The 22,040-nt window shown below is 61.5% G+C and carries 26 protein-coding genes and 2 pseudogenes; 3 read left to right on the top strand and 25 right to left on the bottom strand.

Features of this window, described 5'->3' with window-relative positions; genetic code table 11:
- Window positions 1-82: 82 nt before the first annotated feature.
- The 20 genes and pseudogenes from SIN04_RS01690 to gvpN all read right to left on the bottom strand — a co-directional run bounded on the left by SIN04_RS01690 (window position 83) and on the right by gvpN (window position 14,842).
- Window positions 83-754 carry a 3'-5' exonuclease gene (locus SIN04_RS01690; RefSeq protein WP_134492861.1) on the bottom strand — a complete coding sequence of 224 codons (672 nt, stop codon included), beginning with the start codon at window positions 752-754 and terminating at the stop codon, window positions 83-85.
- Window position 755: 1 nt separating this feature from the next.
- Complete coding sequence (locus SIN04_RS01685) at window positions 756-2,561, bottom strand: putative nucleotidyltransferase substrate binding domain-containing protein (RefSeq protein WP_244606029.1); 1,806 nt, start codon at window positions 2,559-2,561, stop codon at window positions 756-758.
- A 45-nt stretch (window positions 2,562-2,606) separates the two neighbouring features.
- Complete coding sequence (locus SIN04_RS01680) at window positions 2,607-4,298, bottom strand: cation acetate symporter (RefSeq protein ID WP_134492859.1); 1,692 nt, start codon at window positions 4,296-4,298, stop codon at window positions 2,607-2,609.
- Window positions 4,298-4,600, bottom strand: coding sequence for a DUF485 domain-containing protein (locus SIN04_RS01675; protein ID WP_134492857.1), 303 nt, complete (start codon window positions 4,598-4,600; stop codon window positions 4,298-4,300). The genes SIN04_RS01680 and SIN04_RS01675 overlap by 1 nt, the downstream gene beginning before the upstream one ends.
- 463 nt (window positions 4,601-5,063) lie before the next feature.
- Window positions 5,064-5,153: pseudogene (repC, locus tag SIN04_RS01670) on the bottom strand (replication initiation protein RepC); the annotation flags it as partial.
- Window positions 5,117-5,560 carry a hypothetical protein gene (locus tag SIN04_RS01665; RefSeq protein WP_244606028.1) on the bottom strand — a complete coding sequence of 148 codons (444 nt, stop codon included), beginning with the start codon at window positions 5,558-5,560 and terminating at the stop codon, window positions 5,117-5,119. The pseudogene repC and the gene SIN04_RS01665, both read right to left, overlap by 37 nt.
- A 75-nt stretch (window positions 5,561-5,635) precedes the next feature.
- Window positions 5,636-5,896, bottom strand: coding sequence for a hypothetical protein (locus tag SIN04_RS01660; RefSeq protein ID WP_244606027.1), 261 nt, complete (start codon window positions 5,894-5,896; stop codon window positions 5,636-5,638).
- Between the two features lie 182 nt (window positions 5,897-6,078).
- Window positions 6,079-6,288 (bottom strand): hypothetical protein, encoded by a 210-nt coding sequence (locus SIN04_RS01655; protein WP_134492855.1) that lies wholly within the window; start codon window positions 6,286-6,288, stop codon window positions 6,079-6,081.
- 110 nt (window positions 6,289-6,398) lie between these two features.
- Window positions 6,399-6,719, bottom strand: a complete 321-nt coding sequence (locus SIN04_RS01650; protein ID WP_134492853.1) for an antitoxin — start codon at window positions 6,717-6,719, stop codon at window positions 6,399-6,401.
- A 283-nt stretch (window positions 6,720-7,002) separates the two neighbouring features.
- On the bottom strand, window positions 7,003-7,224 hold the full coding sequence (locus SIN04_RS01645) for a hypothetical protein (protein ID WP_134492851.1): 222 nt from the start codon (window positions 7,222-7,224) through the stop codon (window positions 7,003-7,005).
- Window positions 7,225-7,332: 108 nt separating this feature from the next.
- On the bottom strand, window positions 7,333-9,528 hold the full coding sequence (locus SIN04_RS01640; RefSeq protein ID WP_341263916.1) for a CDC48 family AAA ATPase: 2,196 nt from the start codon (window positions 9,526-9,528) through the stop codon (window positions 7,333-7,335).
- Window positions 9,529-9,559: 31 nt separating this feature from the next.
- Window positions 9,560-10,117 (bottom strand): hypothetical protein, encoded by a 558-nt coding sequence (locus SIN04_RS01635; RefSeq protein ID WP_134492849.1) that lies wholly within the window; start codon window positions 10,115-10,117, stop codon window positions 9,560-9,562.
- 46 nt (window positions 10,118-10,163) lie between these two features.
- Window positions 10,164-10,688 (bottom strand): Hsp20/alpha crystallin family protein, encoded by a 525-nt coding sequence (locus SIN04_RS01630; RefSeq protein WP_134492847.1) that lies wholly within the window; start codon window positions 10,686-10,688, stop codon window positions 10,164-10,166.
- Window positions 10,681-11,022 (bottom strand): gas vesicle protein, encoded by a 342-nt coding sequence (locus SIN04_RS01625; RefSeq protein ID WP_134492845.1) that lies wholly within the window; start codon window positions 11,020-11,022, stop codon window positions 10,681-10,683. Before SIN04_RS01625 ends, SIN04_RS01630 begins: the two co-directional genes overlap by 8 nt.
- An 11-nt stretch (window positions 11,023-11,033) precedes the next feature.
- A complete protein-coding gene (gvpJ, locus tag SIN04_RS01620) occupies window positions 11,034-11,669 on the bottom strand; it encodes a gas vesicle protein GvpJ (RefSeq protein WP_197732044.1) in 636 nt (211 codons plus the stop codon).
- Window positions 11,644-11,904: a gas vesicle protein GvpG gene (locus SIN04_RS01615; RefSeq protein WP_134492841.1), complete on the bottom strand. Its 261-nt coding sequence runs from the start codon at window positions 11,902-11,904 to the stop codon at window positions 11,644-11,646. The genes gvpJ and SIN04_RS01615 overlap by 26 nt, the downstream gene beginning before the upstream one ends.
- Window positions 11,905-12,246: 342 nt before the next feature.
- Window positions 12,247-12,984, bottom strand: coding sequence for a GvpL/GvpF family gas vesicle protein (locus SIN04_RS01610; protein WP_134492839.1), 738 nt, complete (start codon window positions 12,982-12,984; stop codon window positions 12,247-12,249).
- A gap of 38 nt (window positions 12,985-13,022) precedes the next feature.
- Window positions 13,023-13,382 carry a hypothetical protein gene (locus SIN04_RS01605; RefSeq protein ID WP_341263915.1) on the bottom strand — a complete coding sequence of 120 codons (360 nt, stop codon included), beginning with the start codon at window positions 13,380-13,382 and terminating at the stop codon, window positions 13,023-13,025.
- A 111-nt stretch (window positions 13,383-13,493) separates the two neighbouring features.
- Window positions 13,494-13,823, bottom strand: coding sequence for a hypothetical protein (locus tag SIN04_RS01600; protein WP_134492835.1), 330 nt, complete (start codon window positions 13,821-13,823; stop codon window positions 13,494-13,496).
- On the bottom strand, window positions 13,820-14,842 hold the full coding sequence (gvpN, locus tag SIN04_RS01595; RefSeq protein WP_134492833.1) for a gas vesicle protein GvpN: 1,023 nt from the start codon (window positions 14,840-14,842) through the stop codon (window positions 13,820-13,822). Before gvpN ends, SIN04_RS01600 begins: the two co-directional genes overlap by 4 nt.
- 140 nt (window positions 14,843-14,982) lie before the next feature.
- Here gvpN and SIN04_RS01590 point away from each other — a divergent pair, with 140 nt between their 5' ends.
- Window positions 14,983-15,312, top strand: a complete 330-nt coding sequence (locus SIN04_RS01590) for a hypothetical protein (protein ID WP_341263914.1) — start codon at window positions 14,983-14,985, stop codon at window positions 15,310-15,312.
- Window positions 15,313-15,662: 350 nt separating this feature from the next.
- On the opposite strand, the gene gvpA is transcribed toward SIN04_RS01590, so the two are convergent.
- From gvpA to SIN04_RS01565, 5 genes are all read right to left on the bottom strand, one after another.
- Window positions 15,663-15,881 (bottom strand): gas vesicle structural protein GvpA, encoded by a 219-nt coding sequence (gene gvpA, locus SIN04_RS01585; RefSeq protein ID WP_134492829.1) that lies wholly within the window; start codon window positions 15,879-15,881, stop codon window positions 15,663-15,665.
- A gap of 211 nt (window positions 15,882-16,092) precedes the next feature.
- A complete protein-coding gene (locus SIN04_RS01580; RefSeq protein ID WP_166796056.1) occupies window positions 16,093-16,500 on the bottom strand; it encodes a response regulator in 408 nt (135 codons plus the stop codon).
- A gap of 1 nt (window position 16,501) precedes the next feature.
- Window positions 16,502-17,974, bottom strand: a complete 1,473-nt coding sequence (locus SIN04_RS01575; RefSeq protein ID WP_134492825.1) for an ATP-binding protein — start codon at window positions 17,972-17,974, stop codon at window positions 16,502-16,504.
- Between the two features lie 23 nt (window positions 17,975-17,997).
- Entirely contained in the window at window positions 17,998-18,846 is an 849-nt protein-coding gene (locus SIN04_RS01570) for a GvpL/GvpF family gas vesicle protein (RefSeq protein WP_322847444.1), read from the bottom strand.
- Window positions 18,839-20,236, bottom strand: a complete 1,398-nt coding sequence (locus SIN04_RS01565) for a sigma-54 dependent transcriptional regulator (protein WP_322847443.1) — start codon at window positions 20,234-20,236, stop codon at window positions 18,839-18,841. The genes SIN04_RS01570 and SIN04_RS01565 overlap by 8 nt, the downstream gene beginning before the upstream one ends.
- A 606-nt stretch (window positions 20,237-20,842) precedes the next feature.
- On the opposite strand from SIN04_RS01565, the gene SIN04_RS01560 reads away from it, so the two are divergent.
- Window positions 20,843-21,718, top strand: coding sequence for a VOC family protein (locus SIN04_RS01560; RefSeq protein WP_322847442.1), 876 nt, complete (start codon window positions 20,843-20,845; stop codon window positions 21,716-21,718).
- 1 nt (window position 21,719) lies between these two features.
- Window positions 21,720-22,028 (top strand): annotated as a pseudogene (locus SIN04_RS01555) (OsmC family protein); the annotation flags it as partial.
- Window positions 22,029-22,040: the final 12 nt, after the last annotated feature.

The raw sequence follows: 22,040 nt of genomic DNA, 5'->3' as shown, positions 1-22,040 counted from the left end.
GCGCTTTCCTCGACTTCATAATGGCCGATAAGCACTGAGTGGGGCATTGGCGGCGCCCGCTCCGCTCTCGCTGTCGCGGATTCTATCCGAGCGGCGCCTCCGCGCCTCTCGCGACGCGCGATCTTGGGATGCGAACCCCCCTCTCCTTAAAATCGCGCAGCTTCAGATAGATCATCGCGGTCATGAGGGCATCGTTGAACGCGTCATGCTGATCGAGCGCCGGCAGGTCGAGGTCGCTCAGGATCGCGGAGAATGAAAGGTCAATGATCGCGCCTGGCGGCGCGTCGCCGTATTTGCGCTCATAGTAGAGCTTGGAAACCTCTATGAGCGGGTTCGGCAGTTCGATGCCGATCAGTCCAAGCACATATTTGTCGATCATCCGGACGTCGAATTCGACATAATATCCAACCAGCGGCCGGCCGCCTATAAAGCGCAGAAACTCCGGGATGATCTTCTCTATCCGCTTGCCTGCCTCGACGTCCGCCTCGCGAAGGCGGTGCACCTTGATCGCATCGGCGCGCATTCGCGCCTCCGGCCGCACGACCGCCTCGAACCGTTCGCTCGTCAGGATGCGGGCGCCTTTTATGCGAATTGCGGCAATCGTGATGATGTCGTCGCGGCGACAGTCGAGCCCTGTCGTCTCACAATCGAAAGCGACGACTTCGTCAATGGGTCCGGGAGCGAACATGAAGCGGTAGGACTGGTCGCCGAGGCTGATCTGATGGAAGAGGCGCTTCAGCGCACGGAGAATCATGTCAGAACATGCCAAGGTTAAAGCGCCGGCGGACGACATCGCGAAACTGCTTCACGACACGGAACGCGTCGCGCAGCAGATCTCGCTGCAGGCTTGAAAGCTCCGCCGGGCGCACCAGCGCGCTCGATGCGCCTGTGGCGGCAAGCTGGGCGTCAAGGCGCAGCGTCATGAGGAAATACAGGGACTGAGTCAGTTCGCGACCAAGGTCGCGGCTGATCAGGCCAAGTTCGACGAGCCGTTGAATGCGCTCGCCGGTGCCGGTTTCAGTCAGCCCGCGTTCCAGCGCAAGACTGCGCACGCCATGCACAATAGGGAAAATGCCGCCCTTCTTCAGATCGACCGCGTCGCCGTGGCCGTCCAGCGTCAGCAGATTATTGAAAAATCCGATCGGCATCGGAAAAGCTTCGATCGCACGGGCGAAATGCGCCAGATAGGCGCTATTTTCGCGCGTCGCCGCGATCAGTTGGGCCTTGGCCTCCGTCAAAAGCGCGGCGTTTCCCGCAACAGCGGCGGCGTCATAGAAGATCGCGACATTCATATGGGCGTTTTCGTCGGGAAGCGCGACCCAGCGCCGGAATGCCGCGAGATAGTCGGCAAGCGTGCGCGACCACGCCGGATTGCGCACCATCACATTGCCCTGACAAGGCGAGAAGCCAAAGCCTTCGAGCGCCGCGGTGAAATCGCGGCGAAACGCTTCGAGCAGGCGCTCATCCACTGGCTCGGCCAGGATCAAAGCGTTGTCCTGATCCGTGCGCGCCGTCTGCTCGCCGCGTCCCTCGCTGCCCATAACCACAAGACAACCGCGAGCCCGGATAGGCGCCGGGGCAAGAATATCGAACACTTTAGCGAACAGGCGCCGGTTGAGATCCGAGACGATTTCCGCGACTACCTCGATTTTGACCCCTTGACGCCGCAGCAGGCGAACCTGATCGCCGATTTCACGGGATGCGATGGTGAGATCCGCAAGTGTGAGCGCCCTGTCGATCCGCTGCGCGACTAACTGCGCATTGCCGGTCACGAAACTGAGAAGCTCGATATCTTCGAGAATGCCAATGTAGGCCGCGCCGTCGTGAACCGCGACGCGGCGCTTGTTGGTTTTTGTCATCAGGATCAACGCCGAATAGACAAAATCATCCGGGGAGAGGGAGACCACATCAAAGTGCGTGATCGGTCCGACCGGCGCTTCGATGGGCATGCGGTTCAACACAACAGCTTTGGAGAGATTCATTCCGGTCAGGATGCCGGTCCGTGCGCCGTCGCGCACGAATAGCGCATTGGTGTTGATCTCCCGCATGCGATGGCCGGCCGCCTCGATCGTATCGGTTGCATCAATGAAGGATGCGGGATGCAACTTCATGTCCGACACGCGCGCGCGCATCAGCGTGCCGACGCGGCTGTCCTCCTCATCCCGCGCCATCGCATCGAGCTTGCGCGAAATTTCAAGATAGAAAAACGCCGCGAAACGCGGGTTGCTCTGAATAAGGCCGAGCGCCGCCTTTCCAGGCAGCAGGTAGCACAGCGTCTCCTCCCGCGCGAGGAACTCGTGGCTCGCCCGCCCTTGAACGAGAGCGCGGCTGTCAAAGGAATCCTTTGGCCCGAGAAGGGAAAGAACCTCCCGGCCGGCGCGTTCCTCTACGACGCCTTTGATAATGACATAGAGCGCCTCGGATGGTTCGCCCTGGGCGATGATCGTCTCGCCGGGGCGGAAATAGGCGATGTCGAGTGCGCGGCGCACCGTCTCGATTTCCTGCGAGGTCAGGCGATCGAACGGCGGGTTCTGCTCGTCAAAGGCGTTCGGCAAAATCATGCGCTCCGGACGCGAAATGAGCCGTGTCCGGAGCTCTCCTTCTTGTCAATGCGCCGACGCTTTGGTCGCGCCGATGCCGGTCTGGCAACGAACAAATTGAGCGTCAAACCCGGCGCGGTCGATCTGTGCGCGCTTGCTGTGGTCAAGCACCGAGAACAGCCAGATGCCGACGAAGGCGATGGTCATCGAAAACAGCGCGGGGTTTTCATACGGAGATGGCGCTGATCCTTTCGGGTTGCCAAACGTCACCTCCCAGACAGCCGGTGAAAGCACGACCAGGACGACGGCCGAGATCAAACCGAGGAAGCCGCCGATGAGGGCGCCGCGCGTCGTCAGCCCTCGCCAGAACATCGACAACAGCAGCACCGGGAAATTGCAGGACGCGGCTATACAAAACGCCAGGCCAACCATGAAGGCCACGTTCTGCTTCTCGAACACGATGCCAAGCACAATGGCAAGGACGCCAAGGCACACCGTGGCGATCTTCGACACCCGCATTTCTTCCTGCTCATTGGCGCGACCCTTGCGGATGACGGTCGCGAACAAGTCATGACTGATCGCCGACGCGCCGGCCAGCGCCAGGCCGGACACAACGGCGAGGATGGTGGCGAAAGCGACCGCGGAGATGAAGCCGAGGAAGAGGCTTCCGCCGACCGCATCCGCAAGATGAATGGCCGCCATGTTCGAGCCGCCCTTGATCGCGGCGATCGGTCCCTTGACCGCGGCGATCGCGGTGTCGAGGAACGCCGGGTCAGTCGCAACGAGGCAGATCGCGCCGAAACCGATGATAAAGGTGAGGATGTAGAAATAGCCAATGAAGCCCGTCGCCACAAACACAGATTTGCGCGCGGCCTTGGCGTCGGAGACCGTGAAGAAGCGCATGAGAATGTGCGGCAATCCAGCGGTGCCGAAGATCAGCGCGAGCCCAAGCGAGATCGCCGAGATCGGATTGGATACGAGGCTGCCGGGCGCCATGATGGCGAGATGCTTCGGGTGCACTTCGACAGCCTTCGCGAACAGCGCTTCGAGGCTGAAGCCAAACTTCCATAAGACGGCGAACGCCATGAAACTGGCGCCCGACAGCAGCAGGACAGCCTTAATGATCTGCACCCAGGTCGTTGCGAGCATTCCGCCAAAGGTGACGTAGACAATCATCAGCACCCCGACGATGACGACCGCCATCCAATAGTCGAGGCCAAACAAAATCTGAATCAGTTTACCGGCGCCGACCATCTGGGCGATCAAATAGAACGCCACAGTGACGAGCGAGCCGCAGGCGGCGAGGATTCGAATCGGCGTTTGCCCCAGACGGAACGACGCGACGTCGGCAAATGTATATTTGCCGAGATTGCGCAGCGGTTCGGCGATGAGGAACGTCACAATCGGCCAGCCGACCAGGAACCCTACAGAGTAGATCAGCCCGTCATATCCGGAAAGATAGACAAGGCCCGAGATGCCAAGGAATGAGGCGGCGGACATGTAGTCGCCGGCGATCGCGATGCCATTCTGAAACCCGGTGATGCCGCCGCCGGCGGAATAGAACTGGGCGGCGGATTTCGTCTGTTTGGCGGCCCAATAGGTAATGCCAAGAGTAAGGCAAACAAAGAGCACAAACATCGCAATGGCTGACCAGTTGGTCGCCTGCTTAGCGCCCCCTTCGACCGCTCCCGCGGCATGCGCGAGGACCGGGAGGAGCGCGAGAATTGCCGCGGCGGGGAGAGCGTACAGCTGGCGCATCAGCGTGACTCCTCGACGATGTCACGAACGAGACCGTCGTAAGTCGCGTTGGCTCGCCGAACATAGACTCCGACAAGAACGAACGCTGAAACGATTACGCCGAGGCCGATCGGAATCCCGATTGTCATAACTCCGGCGCCGATAGGCGTGCCAAGAAATTTGGGCTCGTAAGCGATCAGCAATATGAACCCGAAATAAATCACCAACATGACCGCTGAGAGAGACCAGCCGAACGTTGAGCGCCGCCTGACGAGTTCAATATATTTCGGATTTCGTTGGATGGATTCGTAGCCCTGCGCCATGCTGTTCCCCTCCCGCTTCTGGCGTCCATTGTCTGGACTGCTGGACTCTCGCCCTTCGTCCGCCACATTGCGCTAATAAAGCACCTTTCGCAATCCTCCACATCGCAAAGCGGTCAACCCGCTTTGGACGCGACGGGTCCGCCAAAACTCCTTAGCGACAGGCGTTGATAATCAGAGCGACCAGTTCAGAAACTCACACGCTCAAACCCGGCTTTCTGAGGAGATCTTATCGAGGCGCGCTAGGCCGATCGGCCCAGTCGCCCCGCTGCCTAGTTCTAGGGCGATCGCGGTGCATTGACCAGGATCAACGCGCCTACCGTCATCGATAAGGTCTTCTCCCTTTGACAGTTGCCTATGAAAAAGGCGCGTATTCGCTTCATGCTGCTCAAAGCTAAGGGCTTGAAGATCACAGGCGTGCGCGATCATGCTCGTCGCCTCCCCTCTTTTCGCATATTTGCCCGCATCAGGCCATGAGCATCGGTCCAAGCAAAAAAGTTCCCGCCCTCGCCTTCTGGGTCAAGCTGCGCAAATAGCCGCCGGCGCTGGCGATGGCGCTCGATCGCGGCAAGGACAACGGCCGCTGTCGTCGATCATGCGGGCCGCCGCACAAAGCGATTCGGCGTCGGCGGCCTTGCAGATCATGCGAAGCTGATCGCGGCGCAAGCCCACCATGTGGGCGCTCCGGCCGAGGTCAGAAAGGCGGGCGCGGTCAAGCACGCGATCATGGGTGGTTCCGTCGGGCAGGGCGGCGCCACGGTCCTTGCCCGACCCGAAGCTCTCCAGCGTGGCGACAAGCACGCAGACCTTGCCCTTGAAAGACACGTTCATTTCGCGCATTTCGCGCGCGCGATCGAGCGCCGCCGCGCTAACCATTTCATCGCCCTCAAGCAAATCCCAGAGCACCGCCTGCTCGGTCTCGGCCCGCGCGCGGGCGGCGCTGCGACGTTCGAGCAGCAGCATCGCAACTGCGAGCGAAACATGACTCAGCGCCAGTCTCGTCGTCTCCGACGGCTCAGCCTCGCCATGCCAGACAATTCAGCCGAGCAATTCGGCGCCGGCGAGAACAGACTGCGTCAGCACATGCTCTCCCCCCGCGCCCATGACGATCGCCTGATCGGGAATGCGGTTGACTTTCTTCATGATGGACCGCGCCAGATCAAGTATCGCGCCCGCGCTTTCTCCTGGGTCGGGCTGCGCCGTCTCGATCGCGAGGTCGCGATCCAGCGCCAGCACGGTTCCCTCGACATGTTCCGCCGTCGTCGCCGCTAGGACGGAAAGGGGCCGCCCGCTCAGCATCAGCTGAACGCTTTTTTTCCTGAAATTTGGCTGAATTCTCGATCGTGCTGCAGCGTTTCGCGAGCGTGGCGTTGACGATCGCAATCGAAGCAAGGCCGGCCAGCGCGAGAAGCAGGTTGGCGTCCTGCTCGGTATAGGTCGAAGGCCGCCGCCGCCATACTTCAAGAACGCCAATGACTGCGTCACTCGAGACAATCGGCGCCGCCGCCGGCGAGCTCCGCCGAAAAATGTCCGACGCAATTTCGCACCACCACTTCGTCGCCGACGCGCATCAGCACGCCGCAAATATCCGACGCCAACAGCCGCTTGGTTTCGTGGCTGACGAGAAGTAGGATCTCCTCGATATCCGAACTCTGGAGGACGCGCCCGGCGAGTTTCTGAAGCGCCTGCATCTGCGTTGCGTTGCGGCTCGAACTGTCCTGGCGCTCGCCCGTCGCGATCGCAAGATCGTCGTCCCGCGGGAGATCTCAGCGTCCAGGCGCTCTGCGGCGCGGGGATTCCCTCATTGAGTACGGTGATGACGGCGTTCGTACAGAACACGGCGGAAGGCAATCTCGTGATCGGGCATCGGCGGCTGTTCCGGGCGTCCTTGGGGGAGAAAATCTTCGGCGCCCAGCGCACGAAGCTTCGCCCGCCACGTCTTCACGTCGAAGGACGGCTTCTCCGTCGGCTCCAGAATGACCTTGTCGCCGAGCCTGCTGACGCGCACTTCCGTGCCTTTGAACCGGAACTCCTTCGGCAGGCGCACGGCCTGGCTGCGGCCATGCATGAAGAGTTTTGCGATGGGTTTTTTGCCCGCCTGCCTGCTGGCGCTCGCTGTCATGACCCGCCTCCAAGCAATGATATCTATCTTAAATAGATATCATGCGACGAGAGCATCCATCAATTCCTAAGCAGATCCGGCAGTCCAGCGCAGCCGTCATCTCCCCGGCGCGGATTTTGAGAAATGCAACTTTGCACCAGGGCCGCGCGGCGGATCGCCAACAGTCGCGCGGGCGGACTCGCCCGCGCTCTGTGTGCGCTGCTTGTCTACAGATCAATCGCCACGGTTATGCGCCGGCGCGGCGTGAGCGCGCACAATGATCCTGCGTGACCACGCATGAGAGTCACAACAGGCGCTCATAGACGGCGCGCGCCTGATGCCTGGAGCCATCGCGTTCGTAGATGTGAGCCAATTCGAGCAGCTTGTCCTGCGCAGCCTGCGCTTGCATCGTTTCGGAATGATCTTCTGACAACATCCAGTAAATTTCCATCGCCTGCCGGCGGCTGCCTTCGCTGCGGTAACGCTGCGCCATGGCCAACAAATGATCAAGGCTCTCGCGGATCACCTCCGCTCGATGCTCCTGAAAAAGGGCGCCGTGCGATACTGATTCTTGAAACTGCATATCCCTCTCCTTTTGTCATGACGTTCTGCGTCGGTTGGAGTCACAAGGATCCTAAAAAAGAATTGGTTGTGGCGCCGCCGGCTGTCCTGAAGCAGCGGCCCGGTCCCCAATGGCCTCGTCGAAGTCCCGCTGCTCGATGCGCAGGGTGGCGACGTCGACCAATCCGCCTTTGGCCGCTGGAAACACGCGGCGGATCGCATTCATGGCGGCGCGGTCGCAGACGAACCGAACCTCGGCCGCCGACATTCCTTCCGTCAACTCGGCCAGGGCTGAGAGATCGATACGCTGATCGATCGGCTTCCTGCGCAGATGCACCGCCAGGATCGCCTGCCGCGCGACGCGATCCGGGCGCGGCACCTCAAGCCGAAAATCGAGCCTGCCGGGGCGCAGAAGGGCGTCATCGAGCATATCGGGCCGGTTGGTCGCTGCGATCACCCAAACGTCCTTGAGCGCCTCTACGCCATCGAGTTCGGTAAGCAATTGGCTGACGACCCGGTCTGTCACCGGCGAGCGGCCGTCGAAGCCGCGCTTCGGCACCAAGGCGTCGACCTCGTCGAGAAAGATAATGCAAGGCGCCGCCTGGCGGGCCCGCGCGAAGAGTTCGCGCACGCCCTGTTCGGACTCCCCGATATATTTTGACAAAAGCTCCGGTCCTTTGACCGAAATGAAGTTGAGATTGCTTTGCGAGGCCAGCGCCTTCACCAAAAGCGTCTTGCCATTCCCGGGCGGACCATAAAGAAGGATGCCGCGTGGCGGCTGTAATTGGATCTGCTCGAACAGAGCCGGCTGGCTCAAAGGCCAAGCGATGGCCTCCTGCAGAGCGGCCTTGATCGACTCAAGCCCTCCCACGTCGTCCCATCGGACATTTGGCACTTCGACCGCTACTTCGCGCAACCCAGAGGGCGACACCTCGCTGAGGCCCTCCCTGAAATCCGTCATACCAACCTCCATCGCCATCAGCGCCTCATAGGGAATTGGCCCCGAATCGAGCGCCAGTTCAGGAAGCTGACGACGCAGCGCCGCCATGGCGGCCTCACGGCAAAGAGCGTTCAGATCCGCGCCAGTAAAGCCGTGCGTCGTCTCGGCGAGTTCCTTGAGATCGACATCATCGCCGAGAGGCATCCCACGTGCGTAAATCTCCAGGATCTCGAGCCGGGCGTGCTCGTTGGGGATGCCGATGGCGATCTCCCGGTCGAAGCGGCCTGGCCGCCGCAAGGCCGGATCTATACTGTTGGGGCGATTGGTGGCGGCCATCACAATCACGTCGCCGCGGCCCTTCAGTCCGTCCATCAGCGCAAGAAGCTGGGCGACGACGCGCTTTTCCACCTCGCCTTCGACACGCTCGCGTTTGGGCGCGATCGCATCTATTTCGTCAAAGAAAATGATGCAGGGCGCGCGCCGCTGCGCGTCGTCGAAGATCTTGCGCAACCGGGCTTCGCTCTCGCCGTAGAATTTCTGTATGATTTCCGGTCCGCTGACATAGATGAAAGCCGCGGCGGCCTCATGGGCCACGGCGCGCGCCAGGAGCGTCTTGCCGCAGCCGGGCAGCCCGTGCATCAGCACGCCTTTGGGCGGCGTCATGCCAAGACGCTCAAAGATTTCAGGATGGGTGAGCGGCAGCTCGATCATCTCGCGTATTTTCGCGACTTCGCGCTCCATGCCGCCGAGATCGTCATAGGTGACGATGTCCTCCGCCGCCGCCTCCGCCTTGCCTGCCGACCCGCCGCGTGGATTTTCAATGGCGAGCAATGTGTCCGGATGAATCATCACCGGTCCATCGGGTTCGCTTCGCACGACCTGGAAATCGCGGTGGTTTCCCCCAAACAAAGCGATCCTGACGCGGTCGCCAGCCTTCATGGCGAGCCCGTCGAGGCGGCGCGCCATGTGGTCGATTTCATCTTCGCGCAAGGCGCCGGCGCCCAGCGGCGCCATGACAACACGACGGGCGACCGCAGAGGAGACCTTGCTGATCATGGCCCTCTGGCCCAGCGCCACGCCGGCGTTGGTGCGCCCGACCCCATCCATCTGGATAACCTGCTGACCTCTTTGTTCCTTGAAGGTCGGCATTCCCTTGGCGACGGTCTTTGCGCGCCCTTCAATCTCAAGCACGTCGCCAGGCGAGGCGCCGATCTGCCGCAGCGTTTCGGGATCGACCCTGACGATGCCGCGTCCTACGTCCTCGCGCCGCGCCTCGACGACCGTCAGGCGCAACTTCTCCATGTTCGTCGCTGATGCTTCGCCTGACATGTCGTCCTCCCATCGTCTTCATTGACGATCGCTATTGATCGCGGATTTGCAGATATTCGACCTTGATGCGTCGCGGCAGAAATCTGGCGACGTCATGCAGGGCTCCGATAAAAAGAATTCCATCCTCCGCATCGCCAAGCGTCGCCTCGATGCGCCCGCCGATAAAGCGGTCGCGGGCCTCAAGCAGCGCCGCGGCGCTCGCCTCGGTGCGCTGCTCGGGCGATTGGAGCGCCCGATATTCTTCGAGAAGCAGGTCCGGCGACTCGGTGCCGACGAGCGTCGCGCCGCCGCGCATGAGGTTGACCAGGAGTTGATGGTTCTGACTGCCCTGGGCCGCCAGTTCCTCCACCAGCGCGACCTCCCGGCCACAGACCGGCAAGCTGTCCTGGAACAGCTTGACGCGCCTGAGATCGAGCCAGAGCGCCTTGATCGCATCCGCGATGGCGCGCCAGATGGCGTCGAATTTGGCGGATCGCTCCTCCCATTTGCTCTGGCCATAGCGGGCGACGAAGGCTGCCTCATAGGCGCGTGCGGAAGAACCCATCTCGGGAGTGCTATGAAGCACCGGAACGTAGATCAATCGCGCCATCTTGCCGTCGGCTCCGTTTCCAAGCACTACGCGTAAAGGCGGAGCGCTAGGTTGTCTGCTTGCTCAGTCGGACTTCAAGAACTCCGTTGCGCAGAGTGAGGTGCGGCGCCCCGGGGGCGAGCTTCTCTTCGATGAGCGTCTCTTTGCGATAAAGCCGTTCGCCTGTCTTCGCCTCAAGGAGGAGTATATCGCCGTCAAGGATGCAGCGTATCGCCTTGCGTTCGACGCCGGGCAGCTCGAAGAGCAATATGATCTCGCCCGGCTCGTCGAACATGTCCGTGACGGGCTCGAGGACTTCGAGAGAGCTTGGCTTCGCAGCACGGCGGCGCGGCGTCTCAGGGCGCGCCGGAGCAGTCTCCTCGTGGCTACCGCTTTCTTCCCCTTCGTCGACGAGCGTGCGCTTGCCAAAGGAATATTCCATTACCCTCCCATCCTTCTCGTGCCGCCCGCGGCGCGGCAGCTGATCGAAATCGGCGAGCACGGTGAAGAGATCGGAAAGCCCGCGTGCGATCTTGGTGAACCCGGCCGCGCCGGTGTCGTCATCTTTGTTGTTTTCATTGTCCCTACCCATGAGTCGTGCTCCCTTGCTCAAATGGCGCCGCGACGACGGCGCCTAGCGCCTGCTCGATCCGGCCCAATCGCGCGTCCATCGCTTCGAGCGCGGCGGTGCGCTCCAATGCCAGGCGGTCGGGACGTCCACTGTAGTTCCACCAATCGAGGCCGAGTTCTTGCGCCTTGTCGACGGAGCAGATCACCAGGCGCAATTGAATTGTCAGAAGCTCGACTTCGACCAGCTTGATCGAAATGTCGCCGGCGATCACGACGCCCTTGTCGAGAATACGCTCGAGCAGATCAGCGAGATTCGTGCTGTCGACGGAATGGGTCAGGGAATTGGCGGATGGCATGACGATACCTTTCAAAGCGCCCCATCGGGAACGCTAAGGTCGAGGGAAAGATCTTTGTCGGAAAATCCGAACTGCCGCTTCAAGCGTTCGATCTCTTCGGCTTGAGCGAAAAGCGCCGCGCCGACGTTCTCGACCTGCATGTCGGTCAGGCGCCCCGCCTCCATACGCCGCACGGCCTGCCGTTCGAGCACGTCATGAAGCAATTTGACAAGGGTGAGCACGAGACGAACGAGGCCTTGGGCCGTCGATGACCCGGAGGGGCCCGGGGCGCCGGTGGGGGCGATCGGCGGTTGCGGATGAATCCTTGTGGGGCCCATGCTGACAGCGGCGATTTCGGGCCGCGGCGCGGCGGCGGCCGGCATTGGCGTCGAAGGCGCTTGCGGCGGCGCTTGCGGCGGCGTTCGTGGATGCACAGGCTGCACGGGCGGGCGCCCTTCCGGCCAGATCGCGTCCACCGAGCCGAGGAGCAATCTCAGATCGAGAAACAGCAGATCGACCTCCGCCAGCCCGATCGTCACATTGCCTTGCGCCGCCACTCCGCGCTGGAGGATTCGATCGAGCGCATCAGCCAGCGATAGCTGGTCGCCGCGCTCCGGCCGCGCCGTGGATAGGGGATCCGAATCAGGAACGAGCATCGCCGCTGGCATCGGACCCGTCCTCCCCATGCAGGCGATCGAGGCGATACAGCAACGCCTGTTCGCGCGCATCGAATTCCGCTTCGGTGATCGCCCCATTGTCGAGCGCGCGGTGGAGCGCTGACAGATCAGCCATGATGGCCCGCTCGTCGAGAGCGGCCTCTTCCTGGACCGCTTGATCAATCTTCTTCAGAACAAAGACGAGCCCCCGCAACGGCGCCGATAGCAGATCGTCGATAAGAAACATGGCGGCGTCCTTTGAAGCTGAATGGCGGTGATGAGCGTACTATCCGTCGCGCGGGCCGAACCGCGCGTGGTCTGCCCGATGTTGCTCGGCATTCTGTTGACGAGGAGGGTCGGATCGTCCGGCGGCGCCGTCGGCAGACTGGCGCAGTGAAACATGATCTCGTTCGTCTCCGACAGTGGGCGACGCCGGCGCCTCCGTCAGCCTCGCGGATCTTACCGAGCTGAACTTTTTGACGGTCAGAATATTCCTCAGAACGAAGGCGACAACGTGCCCGGGCGCCGAAAGCAGATCGTCGATGACAAACATGGTCGCGTCCTCCAAGGGTGAACGGCGTTGCGCGTTCTATTGGCCGACCGGATTGAACTGCACGAAATTATGCGGCGGCCAGGGGCCGCTGATGTCGAAAGCGATGTCTTCGTCGAGCTGCGCCGCCGACTCATTCACGGCAACCTCGAATTGATCGAGACCCGCGCGAGGCACCAGCGCCGCCAAATTTGCGATCTCTTTTTCCTCGCGAACAGGCAATTTCATGACTTCAGCGCAGGAGGCGCCGACAACGGCGACGACCTGCGCCGTGCGGCCGTCGCGGTATTGACGCAAGGCGTCCTCGCACAGCTGACCGAGCCGGATTCTATCATCGTAAGACGGAGGCCGGCGGCTGCGGAAAGTGCGTTCGCGCGCAGCGCGCAACGCCGGCGTCCGTTCCACAAGGTAGGCGATAGGATCAGGAACCTCAAGGCGCACGCGCAGACTCATTTCGATCGCGCCGGCGATCCGCAACAGCTGCGCCGTCAGCGTGTCTTGGTGCTCGTCGAGGAAAAGCCGCAGCTCAGCTTCCGATTTGGTCACGGCGCCGAACGCCATCGGCAATATGTCGAACTGCGTGTTGAGGGCGCTGAGCACGCGTTGATTGGCCGCGATGTTGCGGCGCTCGGCGCGCACCAGCGCAAGAGAACACTCGCTGACGATGGCGCAGAGCGATCCCTGCTCAAGGCGATTGACCGGCTGATCGAGGATGCCCTCCAGCGCCGGCAGTTCGTCGTCCCCCGCTCGACCCACGGCATAGACATAGAGACCCATCGCATGCTCTCCCACAACAAGTCCGCCCGCTGTCGCGCTCAGTGGCTGCTCGGGCTGAGATATTCGTAAGACCGGACGATCAGATCTATATCGAGTTCGACCAGGTAGTATTCCTGTTCGAGAATTTCCTGCGTTAGCGGCAGGCCGAGCGTCTTGATTTCAAGGTTCGGGACGAGAATTTCGGCCTCCGCGGACCATCCCAGCGCGCCATGTTCAACAGGCGCGATCTTGGTGATCCGGGTCTCCCGCGCGCCCAACTCTGACTCGAGGAATTGCTTGACCGCGGCCCGGGCCGCCGACACCTTGCCGACAGGCGGGGGCGGGGGCGGGGGCGGTGGCGCCGTGACCTTCGACTTTTGATCGTCTTCGTGTCCTGCTCTTTGGTTCTTGGGCAGCATCTGCTTCATCTCCACGCAATTTTGCCGCGCGATCGGAAGGAATTCGTCGGTCGGCAGCTCTCGAAGTGTAAATAACTGAGGCAAGGCAGTCGCTTCGGGGCGAACAGCCGTTCAATACGAAAGTTGGAAGTTTCGCTTCATGGGCTTGCGCCCTACAGGCGATCGATGCGGCGCAGCAACCGCATGCGCACGCGGCGCAGCGCCATTCAGGTTGGCCAGTATATTGGCGATTTCAGCGTCGATCTCACGAAAGCGGGTTTGAATTTTCTCGAAGCGGTCGCTCGCCGCGCGCACTTCCAGCGTTCGGCGAGCTTTCTCCAATTCGAGAAAGCTGATGCGCAGATAAGCCTTGTGAGCTGGAATCTGTATGTCCGAGCGGTTCGTCAACGTTCGTAAATCAGCGGTTCCCCTTAAAGGTCGTCCTTGCGCCGGCATGGTCATTTTCCTCCTTTGGCTCGCGCGGCCGCGCGGCCGCCTGACCGCATCGTCGCCTTACCGCCCTCCTCCGCGCCTTCGGAGCGGCGCAGGATAAGGTCGATGAAATCAGGCGAAACCGCCTGGTCGCTCTTTCCGTTCGGCGTCGTGTGGCTGAGGATGTCGCGGCAGGCCCAAAGGAAGACGGGATTGCGATAGCTTGCTTCGCCGCCGCGCGTAGCGAGCACGCGGGCGATGGCGATCGTGGCGCGCAGAGTGGGAAAATGTGGATCCTTTCCCTCGACGCGGCACGCCCTCACGACATCGACGACCCGCGCCGCGCGTTGCGGATCGACGCCGGATTTGCTGGCCGTGATGGCGATCTCCGTCTCCCGATCGTAGTGACCGAGCTCCAGGGTGATCATCCGATCCAGCAAAGCGTCCTGGGCGCGGTAGACGCCCGCGTATTCCGCCGGGTTTGAAGTGAAGATCGCGCGAAAGCATGGGTGCACTTTGACGTAGCCCTCGCCTCGGCCGTGCAATCCCGGAATGTTGAGAACTCCCTCCGATAAGATGCTGAGGAACGGGTTGTTGGCTTCCGGCTTGCTCCGATTGAATTCATCGTAAATGATCGAATGTCCAAGCCGGCAAGCTGTTGTAATGCGGTTGTCGATCCAAAGCGCGCGCCCTTCCTCTTCAAGCTTGAAGACCGAGGGGATGTAGTTGTCGACGAGGCGCGACTTGCGATACCCGCTCTCACGACCGATGAGGTCGGAACTGCCGAACTCATGATCGCCATGGATGAGGATCGCGGGACGGCCGAGCTGAGCCGCGACGTGGAAGGCGAGCGTCGTCTTCCCGGTGCCGGGAGGGCCTGATAAATGCAAGGCATAGCCTGCCTCGAGGTAAGCCATGGCTCGCTCGGTGATATCCTGGACAGCGGCGGAGCTTACGAATGCTTCGCTCGGAGCCAATGCGATGGAGTCGCTTTGGTCGCCAGCGTCTGGATCGACCGCATCGTGACTTGCGAATGGGACGACGCTCATTTTGAATCGCCTCCGTGACGTTCGCCCGAGCCACGATGACGGCCCGAACGGTTCATCGCATCACTCGGTTGCGCTGCGGCGCTGGAAGCTCCATGCGTCGCGGCGGGCAAGGGGACTTCGGCAGGCCGAGGCGCTGCGGCGTGGACAACGACAGACTCAGCCGGCTGCCGATGGCTCGCTTCGGCCGCCGGCTTGCTCGTACGGGGCATTCCGCGCCATATCGCGACCGCCTCGCGGCGATCCTGTGCATAGCCGGCAAAACGCGCGCGCAGGGCGACGGCCCGATCGCGACCGCTCTTGTCGAATTTGTCGAGGAGCGAAGCAACGCCGCTCGTCAGATCGCGCATGAAGGCCGCCGCGGCGTTTTGGCGATGCTTCTGGCGAGCAAGCTGTTCGCGGCCGAACTTACCGAGAAGCCCTTTGACCTCCCGCCGACGCCCGTTCCTCTCATCGCGCGCCTTATCGCGTGATGACTTCGATTCCTGCATCCGCGACGTCTTCAAACCCTGCATAAATGAGTGAACGTCGGCGTGGCGCGTTCGGGTCGCCGCCATGAGGCCGGCCGCCTGCTCGCGGGTTGCCCTGCCGCGCGACGCCCTCAGGCTCTCCAGCATTGAGCGAACTTCGCGATGGCGACGTGTCGTCGCATTCTTGATCTCCGTCGCCAGTTCGCTTCGCTGCCGGCGCGCCATCATGATTCCGTCCATCATATGAGTTGCGCTTTCCGCCATTTTCGCCATGTCTCATCCTCCATCCGGGTCAAATTGCCGCCGGGAGCGCGATCGTGGTCGCGACCGCGCTCCCGGGCTGCTTGCAGACGCTACGCGGGCGCTGCGGCGGAAGCCGTAAGGCCGACCGCTTCTGCATATTTGAGGTAGGTTTCAACCGAGGCCACGACGACCCGAGCTTCGATCGTGATCAGCTCAATACCAACCAGCGAGATCTTGACCCAAGCATCGATCACGATGCCTTTGTCGAGGATCCGATCGACAACTTCGGCGAGGCTCGACGAATCGGTGGACTTCTGTACGCGTGCCATGAAGCTTCTCCTTGTGAACGCTGTGAGCGCTTCGTGCATTGACCGGAACAGGCCGAGAACCCTCCGGCACTTGTAGAAATTGCAAGAACGGAGCCACGCGAGCGCAATTTTTCAGGAATTTAAATAGAGCCAGAGAATCAACAGCTTCGCCATTACCAACACGACAAAACCCGCGGCCTTCTACACAGCATGCGGGCGAATGCGCCCAGATTCACGGGCGCCGATTCCCCTCTCGACTGCCCTTCACCGCGTCGACGATCGCGTCAATCCGAAACGGCTTCGCCAGAAAACCGTCGATTTCGGACGCCCGCACCGCCTCGATGATGCGAAGGTCGTCTTCCAGGAAATAACCGGAGATCATGATGATCCTCATCCCCGGTTGCATGTTGCGCAATTTCTCAACCAGCCGCAGACCGTCCATATCAGGCAGCCGCGCATCGACGAAGGCGATCGGAAAGGACTGTTCAGCCAGCGATGAAATGGCGCTTTGCGCCGAACCGACCGTGGTCGCCGTATAGCCAACGCCCGCCAGAGCGATCTCGAGCACCCAACACATATCCTGATCATCGTCCACGATAAGGACAGTTTCGGGGGCGCGCTCGATCGCAGCGCGGCCCATGTCAGGAACTCTCCCTGGAAGGCGCAGCGGATGGAAGACGCACGACGAAAGTGGTTCCATTGACGGGCGAGGTGCGCACAGTCAGTCCGCCTCCGTGCTGGCGCACGATGGAATGACACACGGACAGGCCAAGCCCCGACCGACGACTGTCGTTGCGCGTCGTGAAGAAGGGGTCAAAGATTTTGGAGACATGGGCCTCCGGAATACCGACGCCTGTGTCGCCGATCTCGATGACGACTTCGGCGGCGTCGAGCCGGAAGCCGATCGTCAGGCGGCCGCCGTTCGGCATTGCCTGGAAGGCGTTCAGCATGAGATTGATGAGGACGAGCTCAAGAAGATTCTGCACGCCTTCCGCCCATAAGGACTGGGTTGTGTCTGGCAGTCGCCAATCAACAGTCGTCCCGGTCGCAGCCTCGCCGGAGGCGAACATCAGAGCATTCTTCAACACGTCATGCACATCGACCCGCGTCGTCTCGGTGATAGGGCCGGGCCGCGCAAACCGCAGCAGGCTCTCGACGATGAGCGAGGCGCGGTCGATGCCGCCGATGACTTTCGTGACGCATTCTTCGAGCAAAGCCGGCGACGTCATTCTGTACTTCATGAGTTGCGCGGCCGCTGAGCTGACGCCCAACGGGTTGCGAATTTCGTGCGCGATGCCTCCAATCACCATGCCAAGCGCGGCGAGCTTTTCGCCCTGGTGCATCTGCGCCTCAATGGCCCGCTGCTCGACGAGATTGCGCCCGACGACCACGACGCCCGTAACCTCGCTGTTGTGGGCAATCATATGCGACAAATGCCAGGAAACCGGTATGCTATCGCCATCCCGGCACCGCATCGGCCATTCGAACGAGCGTCGGTCTTCGATCTGGTCGATCCTTCGGAAACAGGCTTCGACATCGGGCTTCACCTCGGGATCAATCTGGTTGGTCAGCAGGGTGCCGCGCACTTCAGCCTGAGTGTAGCCGGTGGCCTTCTCCGCCGCCGTATTCCAGGTCATGATGGCCCCGTCTGGATCGGTGGAGATGATGAGATCGCCGGCGCTCTCGACGATGCTGGCGAGATGCAACTGCATCCGCCGCACCTCCTCCCCCAGCCGCAACAGGTCGGTCACATCGTCCATGACCAGAATAGCGCCGCCCGAGCCGCCCTGGAGCTGAAGCGGACAGATGCTATAGGAATAGATCCGCAGGGGAACACCCGGCGCGCGGTAGGTCATCCGCTGGCGATGCAGCGTTTTTCCCGTGACGATAACCTCCCGGATTTGCTGGTCGAGCGCCGTGTCCTGGAAGGCGGGGGGAAAAATCTCATGCAATCGCCGCCCCATGATCAAGGTCAGGCTGCTGCGGGATTTTTCCAGAAAATTGTGATTGGCCGCCAACACCGACGCCCGCTCGTCCAATATCAAGATGGACGAAGGAATCGTCGCCATCACCGCGTGAAAGAAACTCTGATGATCCAGCGTGGCGAATGGCATCTGCGTCGCCTGTCCTGCCGCCACTAATGTGGCGCTTTGAGATCCGGCCGGAAACTGAACGGCGGCCACGGGCCTGATAATGCAATCGTGACATGTCCATGCGAGGCGCGGGCCGACGCGTCCCTCACGCGCTCCTGCAACGCGGCGACGTCTGGTTTCGCCACCAGCAAAGAGTAGCGTGCAATGAGTTCCGGCTCGTCCGCCCCGTTTGGCCGGCGGTTCGCTTCATGAAGGCGAACGGTGGCCGTCAGGGGTTTGAGGTCCATCACAAAGGCGCAAATAAACGCGCCGGCCTCGGCGCGGCCCTGCTCGATAAGCGCATTTCTGTCACGGCAAAGCCGCATATACCGCTTGCCGGGCGTCAGTTCGCACCAGTCCGGCCATGCCGCGCGCGCCAGCCGGTCGAGGCTTTCGGCCTCATCGAGGCGGGCGGAACCGCGTAGCTCCCATTCTTCCTTGCCGGCGACGGCCTGCAGGAATTCGGCGATCGTCGCCACATGGGCATGAGTGAACGCCGTCAGGCTGTCGAGGCTCTCGTAGAGCGTGCCAAAAGGCGCCGGGAACACCGATGACCATTGGGCCGCCCAATCGACGAGGGCGGCATGACGGCGCACGCGCGGCGCCAGCCAAGCGACATCGGCTAAACGGCGCTCCGCATCGGCGCCGCAATAATCCGCGACGGGAACGACGCCAATCAGCGCCGCTACCGATCCTACGCGATGCAGAATGAGCCGTCGCTCCAAAACCGCTTCGGGCGGGCGCCGCTCGAGCGCGCCATCATATTGGGCGAAGGCGAAAAGGCAGATGACCTCCTCGCCCGCAATGGGCGGCGGCGCGGCGGCGCTGTTGCGCTCAAGATCGATTTTATTCATCGACCGTCGTCTCAACGCGCTCTCGCAGCGTCTTCAACTTGGTGCGGTAGGTCTTGTAGTCGATGCCAAGGAGCCGCGCCGCCTCGGCCTTATTGCCTCTGGCCTGCTCGAGCGCCTTCACCACCGCATCGCCCTCGAGCGCGCGGATATGGTCCTGGACCTTATGCCGGAGGGTGATCACGCTGGTTGATATTGGGGGAGGCAGGACAGGCGCCACGGCGCAGAGGCCGAGGCTGTCGGTCAGATGTTCAGGCTTTATCACCTCCAACGCGCTCAGCGCCGCCCGACGCATGACATTGCGCAACTCACGGACATTTCCGGGCCAGCGATAAGCGCGCATCAGATCCAGCGCCGCCGGCGCTATTTCGGCCGGCGGCCGCCCGAGGGATGCCCGCGCCTGCGTCAGAAAGCGCGTCGCGAGGAATGCAACATCCTCCGGCCGCGCGCGGAGCGGCGGAACCGCGATGACATATTCGGCGAGGCGAAAGTAGAGATCCTCGCGAAAGCCGCCAGCTTTGGCGCGGTGCTTCAAATCATCGTTCGTGGCTGCAATAATGCGCACGTCGAGATCGATCAATTCGGTGCCGCCAACCCTGTGGATGGTGCGCTCTTCGAGTGTTCGCAAAAGCGCCTTCTGCCCGGTCATGGAGAGATTTCCGATCTCGTCCAGAAAGATCGTCCCGCCATTGGCTGCGACCTCGAACCAGCCGCGATGGCGCGCGACGGCGCCCGTATAGGCCCCCTTTTCGTGACCGAAGAATTCGGTGTCGGTGAGAGTCTCGGCGATTGCGCCGCAATCGACGACGACGAGCGGCCGGCCGGCCCGGCGGCTATAGCGATGGAGATTACGCGCGACGACTTCTTTGCCGGCGCCGGTCTCCCCCTGGATAACGACGGAATAGTCAGTCTCCGCGACAGCTTCGATCTGATCGATCAGGCTCTCCACCGCAGGGCCCTGGCCCATGGCTTCCTTGATCGTGGCGCGGATGCCGACTGCTGACGAAGCGGGGGCCTCGCCGCGCCGCGCGATGGCTCGCTGCACAGCATTCACAAAATGGTCGTTGCGAAATGGCTTGGTGAGATACTCGAAGGCGCCCTCCCGAATGGCCCCCACCGCCCCTGAAATGCTGCCATGGGCGGTGACGATGATGACCGGGAGGCCCTGGTCATGCCGGTGGAGGCGGCGCAGCACTTCATCGCCGCCGAGGTCGGGCATCCGCATATCCAGCACCACAGCATCTGGCGCCGCGCGGACGACCCTATCGAGGCCGGACCGGCCCCCTTCGGCTTCGGCGACGTCAAATCCCGCATCCGCGAGGATATTGCGCATCGCCCATCGCATATCCCGATCATCGTCAATCAGCAGGACCGTGGCGCGCTGAACCATCATATCACATCGCTGGGTATGAGAACCTGACGCAAATCAAGTTGCAACTGCTCGATGCCTGTTCTTTTGGCGAGCAATTATTGTAAAAATATTTACTCTCGATAAAGTTTGTATATTACGTGAAATTTGAATGATTGTTTATCATTGTTATTATTTTTACACTAGCCGCATATTTCGCATTGACGCAAATCAAATACGATCGAGCGCCCTCCAAACCGGCGTCATCTCGTGTTTGTGTTCGGGGTTCGTGCCGAGACTGCCGACGCAGGCGGCGCGCGACCGGCCAGCCTCAGGCCTGACCGTAACACTGCCGAGGTGAACGGACGCGCCCAAGTCCGGCGTTTACTCATCTATTTACAAATCAAGCGCCAACATGGGCGCGGCTCGGCAACTCGGCGGCTCTGCACGAGGCGCGCCCCCGTAGCTGAACCTCAACATCGACCCATACGGACGCGCCGATAGCTGGGGCCGTCACGTTGTCATTTTCAGGAGGCAAGTTGAAGCTCGCGATGAGGAGGCAAAGAGATGGCTCTGTCGCCTTCTGGCTGAAGCGGCGCTGGTTTGACCCAGAACAATCCAGAATAACCCCGCTAGGGTTAGAATAAAACGATGAGCATGCCGAAGATCCTTTTTCTTTGCGTCGCAAACTCGGCGCGTAGCCAGATGGCGGAAGGCCTTGCCCGGCAAATCCTTGGCCCTGCTGTCGAGGTCATGAGCGCGGGCGCGCAACCATCGAAAGTCAATCCCCATGCCATCGACGCCATGGCTGAGATCGGCGTCGACATCTCCCGGCATCGGTCGAAGTCGACCAGCGAGATCAATCCAGCCGGGATCGATCTCGTGGTCACGCTCAGCGCCGAAGAGGTCTGTCCCGTCTTCCCCGGGGCCGTGCGCCGCCTGCACTGGCCAATCCCCGACCCCGTGTCTACCGACCCATCATTGGCGCCTGAAGATATGCGCGCCCGATTCCGGACAGCGCGCGATCAGATCAAAGCCCGGATCGAGATCCTGGGAGGCCTCCTCCATCTTCCTGAAGGCCTGGCGGCAAGGGAGTTCCACAGCAGCATCCGGGTAAAAAGCCTGCCCGACAGCGTCCGCTTCTATGCCTGGCTGCTCGACGCCTGGCCCAAGGAATGGACCCATCGTTACGCGACCTTCATCCGGCCGGATCTCAGTTTGAATTTCGTGCTCCTTGTCTCCGACGGCAAGGAGCTGCATCACGACACGCTCTACCATCTCGGAATTGGGGTCGCGGACAAGGCCGCCGTCGTTGATGCGTATCAGCGAGCGGGCGCCTTCGGCGCCCATGTCGAGAAGCCGCCGCGCACAACCTGGAAGGGCACGCCGCTGCACGAGCTATGGCTCACGGATCCAGATGGCAATCTGGTCGAGATCTATGCGCGTTTGACCGATGCCGAATTGTTGATGAAACCGGCGGACGAAGCGCCCGTCTTCCTGGCGCCTGACGCGGAAGCGCGAACATGACGGAGGGCTGGATGCGTTCAACCCGGCTGAATTGTTTCTGGCGGCTCTCGCTGCCTGCATGATCAAGGGCATCGAACGGGCGATGCCGATGCTGAAGTTTGATTTGCGCGGCGTCGAGGTCAAGCTCCATGGCGTGCGGCAGGACAGCCCGCCAAAGATGAATTCGATCGATTACGAACTGATTGTCGATACCGATGAAACCGACCACCGGCTTGAATTGCTGCACGGCAACGTCCGCAAATACGGCACGATCTCGAACACCATAGCTGAGGCGGTTAGGCTTGAGGGCGTCATCAGGAGAAAAGTGTGATCCGGCGCGCCT

It is taken from the genome of Methylocella tundrae, from assembly GCF_038024855.1.
Classification (GTDB): Bacteria; Pseudomonadota; Alphaproteobacteria; order Rhizobiales; family Beijerinckiaceae; genus Methylocapsa; species Methylocapsa tundrae.
This window is presented reverse-complemented; position numbering and strand designations above follow the sequence as displayed.